The sequence below is a fragment of the Parabacteroides faecalis genome (genome assembly GCF_022809355.1).
Lineage (GTDB): Bacteria > Bacteroidota > Bacteroidia > Bacteroidales > Tannerellaceae > Parabacteroides > Parabacteroides faecalis.
Genome location: NZ_JAKZMM010000033.1, coordinates 1 through 14,235 on the forward strand (window position 1 = coordinate 1; position 14,235 = coordinate 14,235).

General features: G+C 42.7%; 13 protein-coding genes. 7 read left to right on the plus strand and 6 right to left on the minus strand.

Annotated features, from left to right (window positions below; all coding sequences use genetic code 11):
• Positions 1 to 370: 370 nt before the first annotated feature.
• Positions 371 to 1,417 carry an asparaginase gene (locus tag MUN53_RS12455; protein ID WP_243325758.1) on the plus strand — a complete coding sequence of 349 codons (1,047 nt, stop codon included), beginning with the start codon at positions 371 to 373 and terminating at the stop codon, positions 1,415 to 1,417.
• An 84-nt stretch (positions 1,418 to 1,501) separates the two neighbouring features.
• Here MUN53_RS12455 and rnc read toward each other — a convergent pair whose 3' ends face one another.
• Genes rnc through MUN53_RS12470 form a run of 3 tightly spaced genes read right to left on the minus strand, consistent with a single transcriptional unit; the run spans position 1,502 to position 3,956 of the window.
• Entirely contained in the window at positions 1,502 to 2,428 is a 927-nt protein-coding gene (gene rnc, locus MUN53_RS12460; protein WP_243325761.1) for a ribonuclease III, read from the minus strand.
• Position 2,429: 1 nt separating this feature from the next.
• Positions 2,430 to 3,695, minus strand: a complete 1,266-nt coding sequence (fabF, locus tag MUN53_RS12465; protein WP_243325762.1) for a beta-ketoacyl-ACP synthase II — start codon at positions 3,693 to 3,695, stop codon at positions 2,430 to 2,432.
• A 24-nt stretch (positions 3,696 to 3,719) separates the two neighbouring features.
• Positions 3,720 to 3,956 carry an acyl carrier protein gene (locus MUN53_RS12470; RefSeq protein WP_022454585.1) on the minus strand — a complete coding sequence of 79 codons (237 nt, stop codon included), beginning with the start codon at positions 3,954 to 3,956 and terminating at the stop codon, positions 3,720 to 3,722.
• Positions 3,957 to 4,109: 153 nt separating this feature from the next.
• Here MUN53_RS12470 and purN point away from each other — a divergent pair, with 153 nt between their 5' ends.
• Positions 4,110 to 4,682, plus strand: a complete 573-nt coding sequence (purN, locus tag MUN53_RS12475; RefSeq protein ID WP_243325764.1) for a phosphoribosylglycinamide formyltransferase — start codon at positions 4,110 to 4,112, stop codon at positions 4,680 to 4,682.
• On the opposite strand, the gene MUN53_RS12480 is transcribed toward purN, so the two are convergent.
• The 3 genes from MUN53_RS12480 to MUN53_RS12490 all read right to left on the minus strand — a co-directional run bounded on the left by MUN53_RS12480 (position 4,666) and on the right by MUN53_RS12490 (position 7,766).
• Positions 4,666 to 5,073: a PaaI family thioesterase gene (locus MUN53_RS12480; RefSeq protein WP_022454583.1), complete on the minus strand. Its 408-nt coding sequence runs from the start codon at positions 5,071 to 5,073 to the stop codon at positions 4,666 to 4,668. The genes purN and MUN53_RS12480 overlap by 17 nt on opposite strands.
• Before the next feature lie 81 nt (positions 5,074 to 5,154).
• Positions 5,155 to 6,636 carry a cysteine--tRNA ligase gene (gene cysS / locus MUN53_RS12485; protein WP_243325765.1) on the minus strand — a complete coding sequence of 494 codons (1,482 nt, stop codon included), beginning with the start codon at positions 6,634 to 6,636 and terminating at the stop codon, positions 5,155 to 5,157.
• Positions 6,637 to 7,064: 428 nt separating this feature from the next.
• Positions 7,065 to 7,766 carry a M48 family metallopeptidase gene (locus tag MUN53_RS12490; RefSeq protein ID WP_243325767.1) on the minus strand — a complete coding sequence of 234 codons (702 nt, stop codon included), beginning with the start codon at positions 7,764 to 7,766 and terminating at the stop codon, positions 7,065 to 7,067.
• Positions 7,767 to 7,977: 211 nt separating this feature from the next.
• On the opposite strand from MUN53_RS12490, the gene gpmI reads away from it, so the two are divergent.
• The 5 genes from gpmI (at position 7,978) to MUN53_RS12515 (ending at position 14,161) form a co-directional block, all read left to right on the plus strand.
• The gene (gene gpmI / locus MUN53_RS12495) at positions 7,978 to 9,495 is read left to right on the plus strand and encodes a 2,3-bisphosphoglycerate-independent phosphoglycerate mutase (protein WP_243325768.1); all 1,518 of its coding nucleotides are present in this window, start codon (positions 7,978 to 7,980) and stop codon (positions 9,493 to 9,495) included.
• Between the two features lie 61 nt (positions 9,496 to 9,556).
• On the plus strand, positions 9,557 to 10,153 hold the full coding sequence (locus tag MUN53_RS12500) for an ORF6N domain-containing protein (protein ID WP_243325770.1): 597 nt from the start codon (positions 9,557 to 9,559) through the stop codon (positions 10,151 to 10,153).
• Positions 10,153 to 10,752 (plus strand): DUF3109 family protein, encoded by a 600-nt coding sequence (locus MUN53_RS12505; protein ID WP_243325813.1) that lies wholly within the window; start codon positions 10,153 to 10,155, stop codon positions 10,750 to 10,752. The genes MUN53_RS12500 and MUN53_RS12505 overlap by 1 nt, the downstream gene beginning before the upstream one ends.
• A 37-nt stretch (positions 10,753 to 10,789) precedes the next feature.
• Positions 10,790 to 11,860 carry an S-methyl-5-thioribose-1-phosphate isomerase gene (gene mtnA, locus MUN53_RS12510; protein ID WP_394803077.1) on the plus strand — a complete coding sequence of 357 codons (1,071 nt, stop codon included), beginning with the start codon at positions 10,790 to 10,792 and terminating at the stop codon, positions 11,858 to 11,860.
• A 24-nt stretch (positions 11,861 to 11,884) separates the two neighbouring features.
• Complete coding sequence (locus MUN53_RS12515) at positions 11,885 to 14,161, plus strand: GH92 family glycosyl hydrolase (RefSeq protein ID WP_243325772.1); 2,277 nt, start codon at positions 11,885 to 11,887, stop codon at positions 14,159 to 14,161.
• Positions 14,162 to 14,235 lie beyond the last annotated feature (74 nt).

The following is a 14,235-nucleotide window of genomic DNA, read 5'->3' on the forward strand; positions in this document are numbered from 1 at the left end:
AAATGGCAGGATGGAATTCTGATTTCCTCGTAGAACTACTTGATGCAGACTGGAATCCTCCTTGTAATAAAATTGATTCCAATAAAAAATGATTGTAATGCGTCAGCCCTGTTTGTCGTATCCTCCTATATTTTTGACAAATGTGCTAAAGCTTTTCCATATATATAGTAAAGCTTTTTGACAAATATGGTAAAGCTTTTCGACAGAAGCCAAACAATCCAAACCTAACGAGAAAAACACGACTTTCCAACGGGGAAAAGATCAGAATGAAAGAGCAACATCATAAAATAATGAATTAAAAAGGCCTATATGTTTCAAAATGATAGTTATCTTTGCAGCATTAAACAGTTAAGTGCAGTTTCTTATTGACATGAAAGAGAAAAATAAACCAGCATCCATCCTTTTAATATACACAGGCGGAACTATCGGAATGATACAAAACCAGGAAACAGGCTTACTTGAGCCATTCGATTTCCAGCATTTATCCCGATTTATTCCTGATCTGAATGCTTTGGATTGTTCCATCACAACCATTCAATTCGAAAACCCACTTGATTCTTCAGAGATCGGACCGGAAGTATGGATCAAAACAGCACAAATCATAGCCGAAAACTATGCTTCGTTTGATGGTTTTGTCGTCTTACACGGGACAGATACGATGGCGTTTACTGCTTCTGCCCTAAGTTTCATGCTAGAGAACTTGAGCAAACCGGTTATTCTGACCGGTTCACAACTACCATTAGGTATGCTTCGTACGGATGGAAAGGAAAATCTGATTACAGCCATTGAGATTGCTGCGGCTCACGATGGTGATTCACCGGTAATTCAGGAGGTTTGTATTTTCTTTGAAAACGACTTGATGCGAGGAAACCGGACCAGCAAGACAAGCGCCGACAACTTCAACGCTTTCCATTCCTATAATTACCCGGTACTGGCTCATGCAGGCATCAGTATTCATTATAATCTGCCTCACATTTACCGGTCTAAACTGAAAAAGCCTTTGAAACCACATTATACGTTCGACAACAACATTGCCATACTCAAGCTATTCCCGGGAATGTCGCCATTGGTTGTCGAAAACCTGTTGAAGACTCCGCAATTAAAAGGCGTCGTCATGGAAACTTTTGGTAGCGGTAACGCTCCTTCATCCGAATGGTTTCTGAAACTTATCCGGGAAGCAACCGACAAAGGCATCGTGATTGTCAATATCACCCAATGTCATACCGGAAGTGTAGAAATGGGACGTTATAAAACCGGTCATCACTTATTGGAAAATGGAGTAATCAGTGGTTACGACAGTACAACCGAAAGTGCTGTTACCAAACTGATGTTCTTATTTGGTTCCGGATTAAGTTCGGAAGAAGTAAAAGAATACATGCAATGTTCGTTGATTGGGGAAATCACGGTTGAAGATTAAGAGCGAGAGAAACAAACATAAAAATGGCATACAGAATAAACTACCATTCCGGTATCTGTATGCCATTCCTTTATTGTCAATTATTCAAGAAGCACTTTCTGTCATTGCTTCCTTTTGTTCAGTTGAAATCTCAACTTTATCTGTTTCAGGCACGGTATTATTCACTTCGGTATTTTCCTCGGCTTTCTGCTCATTTTCCTCACGTGCCTTTTTATCTTCCCGAACCTTCTTCTTCAAACTTATAATATATTGTTGAAAACTCCGGTCCGTACGTATTTTCTTCATAGCCATCTGAGCTGCATTTTGCTGCGACTCCTTCTTAGAATATCCAATCCCGATTCCAATATGTTCGCCGGTTTCGAGCAGAACTGCCGCCGTTTGGAATACCGGATTGCATTGTTCATCCTGGAAAGATTCAATAATCTCGAATGATACCGGCAACCGATTCTTCTGTCCCCATTCAATAAGGTTCGACTTGAAGTTGACTTCCGTTTCCGATATTTTATCAATATCAATATGTTTCTTGATCAATACATCCCGGATAAAACGATAACACGCATCAAATCCTTGATCCAGATAAATCGCACCAATCAAAGCCTCCAATGCATTTCCCAACATATTGCTGTTGTGTGACTCATGTAAAGTAGAGGTATTAACCGAATATCTCAACAGAGGTTCAATTCCCAAACTCAAACCAATCCGGTTCATTGAGTCGCGGGAAACAATCTTAGAGCGTGTATTCGTCAGAAATCCTTCTCTTTTATTCTCGAAATGCTTATAAACAATATCGGCCACTACGGCACTCAGTATCGCATCACCCAAGAATTCAAGACGTTCGTTATTCAACCATTTTCCATCATCATCTTCTATCGACTGCGACTTATGCAGAAAAGCCTGCTTATACAAATCCGGATTATTCGGATAAAAGCCAACAAGCTTATAAATAGACGAATAAGGCTCCTTGCCTTTACGCGTAAGGAGCCTTATTTTCTTGTATAGTTGTGATAACACGTTACTTTACAAATTTTTTAACGATGACACTGGCATTATGACCACCAAAACCGAATGTATTTGATAAAGCAGCATTTACCGTACGCTTCTGAGCTTTATTAAATGTAAAGTTCAAATTGTAATCAATTTCCGGATCATTATCACCTTCAACATGGTTAATTGTCGGAGGAACGATATCTTCCTGTACAGCTTTGATACTTACAATCGCTTCTAAAGCACCAGCAGCACCCAGCAAGTGTCCTGTCATTGATTTAGTTGAACTAATATTCAATTTATAGGCGTGTTCACCAAATACTTTCTGGATAGCTTTCACCTCTGAAATGTCTCCTACAGGAGTAGAAGTTCCGTGAACATTGATATAATCGATGTCTTCCGGTTTCATTTCAGCATCTTCCAATGCATTCTTCATTACCAAAATAGCGCCTAAACCTTCCGGATGAGAAGCTGTTAAATGATAAGCATCGGCAGACATTCCAGCACCCACAACTTCAGCATAAATCTTTGCTCCACGAGCTAAAGCATGTTCCATTTCTTCCAATACCAGACAAGCAGCACCTTCACCCATAACAAAACCATCACGGCTTCCGCTAAACGGACGTGAAGCAGTTTCGGGAGAATCATTGCGTGTTGACAAGGCATTCATTGAATTGAAACCACCAACACCCGGAGCAGCAATAGCAGCTTCAGCACCACCCGTTACAATTGCATTCGCTTTTCCTAAACGGATATAATTGAATGCATCTGCAATGGCATTTGTTGAAGATGCACAAGCTGATACAGTTGCGAAATTAGGACCACGGAATCCGTAAATCATAGAAATATGACCTGCTGCAATATCAGCAATCATTTTCGGGATAAAGAACGGATTGAACTTCGGGCCTATTGTATCTTTGGTTTTTGCATAACCCAGCACTTCATCTTCAAATGTCTGGATACCACCGATACCGGCAGCAAAGATAACACCAATACGATCTTTATCTTCGCTCTCCAAATCCATTGCTGCGTCTTCAATTGCTTGCTTGGCAGCACCAATGGCTAACAAACTATAACGATCGCATTTACGTGCTTCTTTACGATCTACATATAAAGAAGCATCGAAGTTTTTCACTTCGCATGCAAATTGCGTCTTAAATTTACTTGCATCAAAATGAGTAATAGGTCCTGCCCCACTCTTCCCATTGAGAAGACCCTCCCAAGTTTCTGTGAGGGTATTTCCAAGAGGAGTAATAGTTCCAAGACCTGTTACTACAACTCGTTTTAATTCCATACCTTTTTATATAAAAAGGGTTGATTACTTCGCGTTAGCTTCGATATAAGCGATAGCGTCACCTACAGTTGTAATCTTTTCTGCTTGATCATCAGGAATAGAGATACCGAATTCTTTTTCAAATTCCATAATCAATTCTACTGTATCAAGAGAGTCTGCTCCTAAATCGTTAGTAAAGCTTGCTTCGTTTGTAACTTCTGATTCTTCTACACTCAGTTTATCAACGATGATATTCTTTACTTTTTCAGCTATTTCAGACATAACTTTTGAATTTAGATTAATAATTACAATATTACTTTTTATTTTTGCACTGCAAAGAAACGAATTTTTTGTGTTACAATACAAATTTAATGACCGAAAAATGAGATAAATTGCACATTTTTTATTTTCTTGTGCACTAAAACTGAGATAATCATGAAGAATATAGCCATTTTTGCCTCCGGAACAGGTACAAACGCGGAAAACATCGCCGAATATTTTTCTAAGAATGAAAAGATTAATGTGGCACTAATCGTGTCTAACAGATTGAAAGCGGGTGTACACGAACGGGCCGCCCGTCTGCACATTCCTTCCATTACGTTATCAAAAGCTGATTTTGAGGCAGGCGATCCGGTTCTCAACGTATTGCAGGAATATCATATTGACTTCATCGTTTTAGCCGGCTTCATGAGTAAGATTTCTGATCCGCTCATTCAGGCTTTCCCGGAAAAGATTGTCAACATTCATCCTTCGTTATTACCTAAATACGGAGGAAAAGGCATGTATGGTATCCATGTACACGAGGCTGTCGTTGCGGCCAGAGAAAAAGAATCAGGCATTACGATACATTATATTAATGAGCATTACGATGAAGGAGCTATCATCTTCCAAACTTCCTGTAAGCTATTGCCGACAGACACAGCTGAAGATGTAGCGACCAAAGTTCACACCTTGGAATATACTCATTATCCTCGGATAATCGAGCAATTGCTTACTCAAGAGGCTTAAAAGGCAATTCGGTATCTTTCCGATAGCCTGTTCCGTTGAAAGTAGCAATCAGTTCGCCGGCTTCGTTGGTAATACGTACTTCACAGTTGGCAAGACGCTTATGACTGAATGCTTCATGGGCTTCGGCATACAGAAAACCTTTGCTTTCTGATTTGAAGAAGTTAATACTGGATGTAATGGAAAAGGTCAGGCGAGCATGACTATTCGTTGCTGCTGCAAAAGCCAAATCGGCCAAGGTAAAAATAGCTCCACCCTGACACACGCCACCACCGTTCAAGTGTTCGGGTTTGATTTCCATGCGGGCTTTTGCATAACCATTACCCGTTTCCAGTAATTCAACACCGGCTAAGAGGGCAAATTTATCCCCTTGTAAAAACTCTTGTATAGTCATAGGAAGTTAACGAGTTAACCAATTAATAAGATGACGAGTTGACAACGTTTGAAATCTTTGTCAACTCGCCCTCTAAAATTCTTATTTATTCAATTTCCATTCGGCACCTTCTTTGGTATCCTTAATTTCAAAGCCCATCGCTGTCAATTCATTCCGGATCTTATCCGAAGTAGCCCAGTCTTTATTGGCTTTAGCCTGCTGGCGGATCGACAACAGTAAATCTACCGCTTTACTGAATGCTTCCACACTGCCGTTATCAGCTCCGCTCCGTGCTTCGTCTTTCAATCCCAGCAGATCAAATACAAACAACTGGAATACTTCCTGCAAATCCTTCAGATCGGCTTCCGAGATCGTATCCTTTCCATCCTTAATCGAATTGATGGCACGGGTAGCATCAAACAAATGAGAGATGACAATCGGAGTATTCAGGTCATCATTCATCGCGTCATAACATTTCTGCTTCAAATCCTTCAAATCGACTGTCGATGTAGCTGCCGGTTTCAACTTCAGCAAACTTGCATAAGCATCAAGCAGACGTGCCAACCCTTTTTCAGAAGCTTGCAAAGCATCGTTACTGAAATCGACTGTACTCCGATAATGAGCCTGCAGAATAAAGAAACGGATTGTCATCGGAGAATAAGCCTGTACCAGCATTGTATGATTACCGTTAAAGAACTCATCCAACGTAATGAAGTTACCCAATGACTTACCCATCTTCTGACCATTAATGGTAATCATATTATTGTGCATCCAATAATGTACCATATCATGTCCTTGAGAAGCGACTGCCTGAGCAATTTCACATTCATGATGCGGGAATATCAAGTCCATACCGCCACCGTGAATATCGAAGTTTTCACCCAGATATTTCTTTCCCATGGCCGTACATTCGCAATGCCATCCGGGGAAACCATCACTCCACGGAGAAGGCCAACGCATGATATGTTCCGGCTGTGCACATTTCCAAAGAGCAAAGTCTATCGGATTGTGTTTCTCTTCCTGTCCGTCAAGAGCACGCGTTGTATTGAGCATATCCTCAATATTCCGTCCCGACAAGATTCCGTACCGATGATCTTTATTATACTTCTCAACATCGAAGTATACCGAACCCTGGCTTTCATAAGCATATCCGTTATCCAGGATTTTCTTTACCAAATCAATTTGTTCGATAATATGACCGGAAGCATGCGGTTCAATACTGGGAGGCAATACGTTCAGTGCGTCCATTGCCTTATGATACCGGTTCAAATAATACTGAACCACTTCCATCGGCTCCAACTGTTCCAGGCGTGCTTTCTTAGCGATCTTGTCTTCTCCACTGTCGGCATCATGCTCCAAGTGACCAACATCCGTAATATTACGTACATAACGCACTTTATATCCCAGATGTTTCAAATACCGAAACAAGACATCAAACGTAATCGCCGGACGCGCATGTCCGAGATGCGCATCTCCATAAACCGTTGGTCCGCAAACATACATGCCGACAAAAGGTTCGTGCAACGGAACAAATTGTTCCTTTCTACGGGTCAACGTGTTGTAAATATGCAAAGGATGTTCCATAATTCAATCATTTAATATCGCAAAGGTAATATTTATCATTTCATTCCCGCCAGAAAGATAGGAATTTCTTTGCTTTTAATTCAACAGTAATGATTTCATCACATTCAATTTATCTTCAAAGGAATCACGCTTTATCCTCTTTACCCAACAGCCTAAACCCACAATCAGCTCTTGCAAAAGCATTGAGAACTATTACAAATCCGTTATAAATTCCTATTTTCATGCCAACAAATTAATTGCATCACTAATATGAATCAATTAATTCACATAGGTAATGTAATCAATTCATTATGGTGATTCAATTACATCACATGGGTGAATTAATTAAAATATAGTAGGGAAAAGAGGAATTGTTCTTTGTAAATACAAGAATAAAAGTAGGCTATTCTGGAGTTAAGAAGGAATTTATTAACAGATGGCCTCAATCCTTATTTCAACATATGATATGATTTCAGTTCTGTTCGCAAGGCTTTTGCCTTCCCGTCTGTCAGTCGGTCCAACAAATTCCAGAAGTGTTCGTTATGACTCATTTCCTTCAGATGACAGAGTTCATGCAAGAGAACATAGTCAATCAGATGCCAGGGAAGAAGCATTAAGTAGAGAGAAAGGTTGATATGCTTGCTTGATGTACATGAGCCCCAATGCGTCTGACTGCTATTGATTTTTACTTGTTTATAAACAAAGCCGTATTTCTGAGCCCAAGCCGATAAACGTCCGGGCAGGTATCGCTTGGCTTCATGGCGGAATGCACTGGCCAGCATTTGTTTGAGGAGTTGTTGGACTTCGTCGTCAGCGAAGTTGGTGACCTGAGGACAGGAGATTTGCAAGACACCATCCTTGAGGGCCATGTAGAAATTATCCCTTTCGGTACGGACAATTCGTACCCGAAAAGTAGCCGTCTGCCAATCGGTCTGTTCATTCAATAAAGGTCTGGCCGGATGTTTCTTCAAAGCCGCCTTGATTTTCTCCCGGTTACCGAGGATAAAAGTCAGCATTTTCTCTTCGCTTCCCCGAACCGGCATGGTTGCAAATACCTGACCGTTGGTTATTTTGAGCGTATAATTACGTGCCCGCTCGCTGTAACGTATAACGACCCGTCCTAATTCCTTATCATCAAAATACTTTTCCATAATTCTTAGGCAAAAGTAATACTTTGAATCTAACAATAATACATCCGAATTTGTTATCTTTGCAGGCGAATTGAAAATAAGGACAAACATATATAAGTAGATAAGTTTGTTAGTTTTCGGGCGACTAAGTTGGATGCTTACAGTTACTTAGAAACGAACAAACTAAAGAAACGAAATAACAGATTACTTATCATATATAAAAATTACAATTATGGCTAAGAAAGCACTTTTAATGATTCTTGACGGTTGGGGTTGTGGCGACCACAAAAAAGATGATGTCATTTTCAACACTCCAACACCGTATTGGGACTCTTTATTGGCAAACTATCCTCACTCTCAGTTACAGGCCAGTGGTGAAAACGTAGGTCTTCCCGACGGCCAGATGGGTAACTCTGAAGTAGGTCACTTGAATATCGGAGCCGGTCGTATTGTTTATCAGGACTTGGTAAAGATCAACCGTGCTTGTGCCGACAATAGCATTATGCAGAACAAAGAAGTGGTTTCAGCTTTCTCGTACGCCAAAGAAAACGGAAAGAATATCCACTTCATGGGTTTGACTTCCAATGGTGGTGTTCACTCTTCTTTCGATCATTTGTTCAAATTGTGTGATATTGCTCAGGAATACGGATTGAACGGACGGACATTCATCCACTGTTTCATGGATGGTCGTGATACAGACCCGAAGAGCGGTAAAGGTTTCATCGAAGAACTGACTGCTCATTGCGAAAAAACAGCCGGTAAGATCGCATCTATCGTAGGTCGTTTCTATGCAATGGACCGCGACAAACGTTGGGAACGTGTGAAGGAAGCATACGACTTGCTGATCGAAGGTAAAGGCAAGCAAGCAGATGACATGGTAAAGGCTATGCAGGAATCGTATGACGAAGGCGTTACCGACGAGTTCATCAAACCGATCAACAACTCAACCGTAGACGGAACCATCAAAGAAGGTGATGTAGTTATCTTCTTCAACTACCGTAACGACCGTGCTAAGGAATTGACAATCGTACTGACACAGCAGGATATGCCGGAACAGGGCATGAAGACAATCCCGGGCTTGCAGTATTATTGCATGACTCCGTATGATGCTTCATTCAAAGGCGTACATATCTTGTTCGACAAGGAAAACGTACAGAACACACTGGGCGAATACCTGGCAAACAATGGCAAGACTCAGTTGCACATTGCCGAAACAGAAAAATATGCACACGTAACCTTCTTCTTCAACGGTGGTCGCGAAACTCCGTATGAAAACGAAGACCGTATTCTGGTTCCGTCTCCGAAAGTAGCAACTTACGACTTAAAACCGGAGATGAGCGCTTACGAAGTAAAAGACAAACTGGTAGAAGCTATCGGTACACAGAAATACGACTTCATCGTTGTCAACTATGCTAACGGAGATATGGTTGGTCATACAGGTATTTACGAAGCGATCGAAAAAGCAGTCGTTGCTATCGACAACTGCGTAAAAGATACTGTTGAAGCAGCCAAGGCAAACGGTTACGAAGTAATCATCATTGCCGATCATGGTAACGCTGATCATGCCCTGAATGCAGACGGTACTCCGAATACAGCTCACTCACTGAATCCGGTTCCGTTTGTTTACGTAACAGAAAACAAAGCTGCCCAAGTAGAAAATGGAGTATTGGCAGACGTAGCTCCTTCTATCCTGCACATTTTAGGTATGGCACAGCCGGCTGAGATGACAGGAAAGGATCTGATTAAATAATCATTCATCAAAACCATAAAGGGGCGTGCCGAATTCCCTTTGGCGCGCCTTTATTTTATCTATGGAAATACAAGTCATCCAACATAAAATCTACGAGATCAGGGGCTATAAGGTTATGTTAGACTTTGATCTTGCCAGTTTATACGGAACAGAAACAAAAGTATTAAAGCAAGCTGTCAGACGAAATCTCAGGCGTTTCCCTTCCGACTTCATGTTTGAACTGACACCTGAAGAGTTTGATAGTTTGAGGTCACAAATTGTGACCTCAAACAAAAGAGGAGGTACGCGATACATGCCTTTCGCTTTTACCGAACAAGGAGTAGCCATGCTCTCCTCCGTATTAAACAATGAAACAGCCATCGAGATTAACATCTCTATCATGCGTGCCTTTGTTTCCGTACGTCAATATGTCTTATCGGCAGATACAACCATTCAGGAAATCCGCGAATTAAAACAACGGATGAAAGCCTTAGAAGAAGGTAATGAAGATACAATGGCTACCGTTAATGATCTGAGTGAGGATTTCCGTAAAGAGTTGGATGATATTTACCTGGCATTATCTCAGTTGGCCGACCAACACAAGAGACAAGCCGAGCAAAAAGAACGTCGGCCCGTAGGATTCATTCATTATAATAAACCGAAAGAAAAAGAATTATGATGATTCAAATAGAGGACATCGTTGTTTCAAGCGATATCCTGACAGAAAAATTTATATGTAACCTGGAGGCTTGCCAAGGTGAATGCTGTATCGAAGGCGACGCCGGCGCTCCCGTCGAGAAAAACGAAGTTGCCGAACTGGAAAAGGTTCTTCCGGTTGTCTGGGACGAACTTTCTCCGGAAGCACAAGCGGTCATCAAGAAGCAAGGAGTTGTTTATACCGATCAGGATGGTGATCTGGTAACTTCCATCGTGGGTAACAAGAATTGTGTCTTTACTTGCTACGACGAGAAAGGCTGCTGTTATTGCGCCATCGAGAAAGCCTACCGTGAAGGGAAATGTAACTTCTATAAGCCTATTTCCTGCCATTTATATCCGATACGGATTGAGAATTACGGTCCTTATACGGCTGTCAATTATCACCGTTGGGATGTATGCAAAGCTGCCGTCATTTTAGGAAAGATGAAAGGTGTTCCGGTCTATCAGTTCTTGAAAGAACCTTTAATCCGGAAATTTGGTGCAGACTGGTATCAGATGCTCTCGGACTGTGCTGAGGAATGGACGAAGCAGAACCGAGGCGAGGATGAAGAAAAATATTGATAGCATGGAGAACTTCAAAGAAATAGGATTAGAGAAACTGGAACAGACATTTTCCTTGCCCGATGTGGTTTCTTTATGTGAGGAAGAAGACAGCTTGGTCATCCTCGACCAGACCCAGCTTCCTGCCCGAGAAGTCTTCCTCAAAATCGACAACGAAGAAGAACTCATCGATGCCATTGTCCGTTTGAAGGTCAGAGGAGCACCGGCAATTGGAGTAGCTGCTGCTGCCGGACTATATGTTTGTTTTGCCCGTACGTTGGCGAATATAACTTCTGCCCAACTTATGCAAACAGAATTCCAAGCTTTGGCCAACCGGATTCGCGCCAGCCGACCGACAGCCGTTAATCTTTCGTGGGCACTTGATCGGATGACCGTTCTATTCAAGCAATGGATAGCTGGTAAAGACAAGATAAGTTCAACCGATTTCCAAGAGATAAAAACGCTTTTACGGGTAGAAGCTGTCCGTATCAAAGAAGAAGACATCGAGATGTGTAAACAGATTGCCCAGCATGGTGTCGGATTAATTGCTTCAGGAAGTCGCATTCTGACACATTGTAATGCCGGACATTTGGCTGTCTCCCGCTATGGAACAGCCTTGGCTCCGATTTATCTGGCTCAGGCTTGCGGACTGAATCCCAAAGTCTATGCCGACGAGACAAGGCCTTTACTCCAAGGCGCCCGTCTAACCGCCTACGAATTAATGAGATTCGGAGTTGATACCACATTGGTCTGTGATAATATGGCAGCTTCGTTAATGAGTCAGGGAATGATCGACATGATCATGGTGGGTTGCGATCGGATCGCTGCCAATGGAGACGTAGCCAACAAGATTGGTACTTGCGGCTTGGCTGTTCTGGCCCATTATTATAAAATTCCCTTCTATGTATTAGGACCGACCAGTACTTTTGATCCGCACACACCGACAGGAAAAGATATTGTTATCGAACAACGGTCGGCTTCAGAAGTAACCGATTTGCATTATATACACCGGATGGCACCCGAGCATGTTGGAGTTTATAATCCGGCATTCGATGTTACACCGGCAGCCTTGGTAACGGCTTATGTTACAGAAAAAGGCGTATTCCGACAAATTCAAGATTTTCAGTAGAACAACGTTTTAATACCTTATACAATGAACACATTCACAAAACTTTCAATGGCAGTCCTCATCGGATGCCAGGCTTTATGGGCCGTTTCCTGCGCTTCAGGAGAAAAGAAGGCAGAAACTAGCAGCCCAGTTGTAGATTACACAGCGTATGTCGATCCGTATATCGGATCCGGAGAACACGGACATGTATTTGTGGGAGCCAGCGTTCCTTTCGGTATGATTCAGGCTGGTCCGCAGAATATCCACAAAGGATGGGACTGGTGCTCGGGTTATCATTATTCGGATAGCGTAATTATCGGTTTTAGCCATACACACCTGAGCGGAACGGGTTGTGCCGACTTAGGCGATGTGCTGGTTATGCCGTTCATGGGCGAAGTCCGTACCAAACGTGGAGAACAGGATAATATCGAAGGAGCTTGTTCTTCTTACTATTCACACGCGAATGAAAAGGTAGCACCGGGTTATTACTCTTTGCTGATGGATAACGGTGTGAAAGCCGAATTATCAGCTACCGAACGTGTAGCGATCCATCGTTATACCTATCCGGAAGGCGAAAGTCATTTACTGGTCAATCTGAAGGAAGGTAACGGCGACCGGGCATACGATACCTATCTGAAAAAGGTAGACGACAATACCGTCGAAGGTTATCGTTTCTCCAAAGGATGGAGCCCGCAGCACAAGGTATTCTTCGTGATGAAGTTCGAACAACCGATCCAGTCGCTGCAAATATTCAACGATGATACACCGGCAGGTAATGATGAATTAACAGGAGAATCCGTAAAAGGTGTATTGACTTTCAAGGATGCCCCGAAAGAAGTAAAATGCAAGATTGCCATTTCGTCCGTTAGTTGTGCCAATGCACAAGCCAATATGAATGCAGAACTCGCAGGATGGGATTTCGACCAAGTCTGCCAACAGGCAAAAGAAAAATGGAACGACCAGCTGGCCTGTGTTGATATCAATACCAACGACGAGCGGGCAAAGAAAATATTCTACACCAGCATGTTCCATGCCTTCATTGCTCCGACTTTATATTGCGACGTAAACGGTGAGTTCCGCGGACATGATGATAAAGTCTATAAGGCTGATTCTTGGAAGAACTACTCTACCTTCTCTTTATGGGATACCTACCGTACGTTGAATCCGTTGTTCACCATCATCAAACCGCAGTATGTTCCTGACTTCGTCAATTCTATGCTGAGCATTTACGACCAGCAGGGCAAATTGCCAATCTGGCCATTGGTTGGTGGAGAAACTGAATGTATGCCGGGTTATAGTGCCATACCTATCATTGCGGATGCTTATCTGAAAGGAATCAAAGGATTTGATGCAGAACGTGCTTTCAAAGCGATGACTTCTTCAGCTACATACGATAAGCAGAAAGGAGTTCCTTTCGTGATGGAAAAAGGATATATTCCTTGTGATAAAGTACACGAAGCAACTTCTATCGCCATGGAATATGCCGTTGGCGACTGGGGTATTGCCATGATGGCAAAGCAAATGGGTAAAGAGGCCGACTATCAGGAATTCTTCAAGCGCGGCCATTATTATGAACAGTATTTCGACAAGAGCATCAACTTCATCCGTCCGAAGATGGACGACGGTTCTTGGCGTACACCGTATGATCCGTTCCGTTCAGTACACGGCGTAGGTGATTTCTGCGAAGGCAACGGTTGGCATTATACTTTCTTCGTGCCCCAGAATCCGGAAGGACTGATTGCCTTGATGGGTGGCGACGATGCATTCAATGCCAAACTGGATTCTTTGTTCGTAGCCAATGGAGATATGGGTGAAGGAGCATCGGCCGACATCAGCGGACTGATTGGTATGTATGCACACGGAAATGAACCGAGCCACCATGTAGCCTATCTGTATCCGTATGCCGGACAACAATGGAAAACAGCCGAGAAAGTCCGTTACATCCAGGATGAGTTCTATACCGACAAACCGGAAGGTGTGATTGGAAACGAGGACTGCGGTCAGATGTCGGCTTGGCACATCATGTCGGCCTTGGGATTCTATCAGGTCAACCCGTCACACGGTATTCTGGTGTTCGGTAGTCCGCAGTTCAACGAAGCCACGATCCAGTTGCCCGAAGGCAAGACATTCGAGATCGTCGCTCACAACAATAGCCACGACAATATCTACATCCAGTCGGCTACCTTGAACGGACAACCTTACACAAAATCATACATCACCTACGAGGATGTCATGAAAGGCGGTAACCTGACCTTCGAAATGGGCAGCACACCAAACAAGGAGTTCGGAGCAGCTCCGGCTGACCGGCCGAAGTCTCTCTAATCGACTACCAAGACTTTCTATATTAAATCCCCAGAATCAGAATCTCTGCAATCCTGATACTGGGGATTGTTTCA

What these genes read in the sequence shown, in the direction of transcription:
- MUN53_RS12490 (WP_243325767.1), bottom strand. Translation starts at nt 7,766, where the DNA reads ATGGAAAAGTATTTTGATGATAAGGAATTAGGACGGGTCGTTATACGT.
- MUN53_RS12515 (WP_243325772.1), top strand. Translation starts at nt 11,885, where the DNA reads ATGAACACATTCACAAAACTTTCAATGGCAGTCCTCATCGGATGCCAG.
- MUN53_RS12500 (WP_243325770.1), top strand. Translation starts at nt 9,557, where the DNA reads ATGGAAATACAAGTCATCCAACATAAAATCTACGAGATCAGGGGCTAT.
- MUN53_RS12480 (WP_022454583.1), bottom strand. Translation starts at nt 5,073, where the DNA reads ATGACTATACAAGAGTTTTTACAAGGGGATAAATTTGCCCTCTTAGCC.
- MUN53_RS12505 (WP_243325813.1), top strand. Translation starts at nt 10,153, where the DNA reads ATGATTCAAATAGAGGACATCGTTGTTTCAAGCGATATCCTGACAGAA.
- purN (WP_243325764.1), top strand. Translation starts at nt 4,110, where the DNA reads ATGAAGAATATAGCCATTTTTGCCTCCGGAACAGGTACAAACGCGGAA.
- MUN53_RS12455 (WP_243325758.1), top strand. Translation starts at nt 371, where the DNA reads ATGAAAGAGAAAAATAAACCAGCATCCATCCTTTTAATATACACAGGC.
- gpmI (WP_243325768.1), top strand. Translation starts at nt 7,978, where the DNA reads ATGGCTAAGAAAGCACTTTTAATGATTCTTGACGGTTGGGGTTGTGGC.
- MUN53_RS12470 (WP_022454585.1), bottom strand. Translation starts at nt 3,956, where the DNA reads ATGTCTGAAATAGCTGAAAAAGTAAAGAATATCATCGTTGATAAACTG.
- cysS (WP_243325765.1), bottom strand. Translation starts at nt 6,636, where the DNA reads ATGGAACATCCTTTGCATATTTACAACACGTTGACCCGTAGAAAGGAA.
- fabF (WP_243325762.1), bottom strand. Translation starts at nt 3,695, where the DNA reads ATGGAATTAAAACGAGTTGTAGTAACAGGTCTTGGAACTATTACTCCT.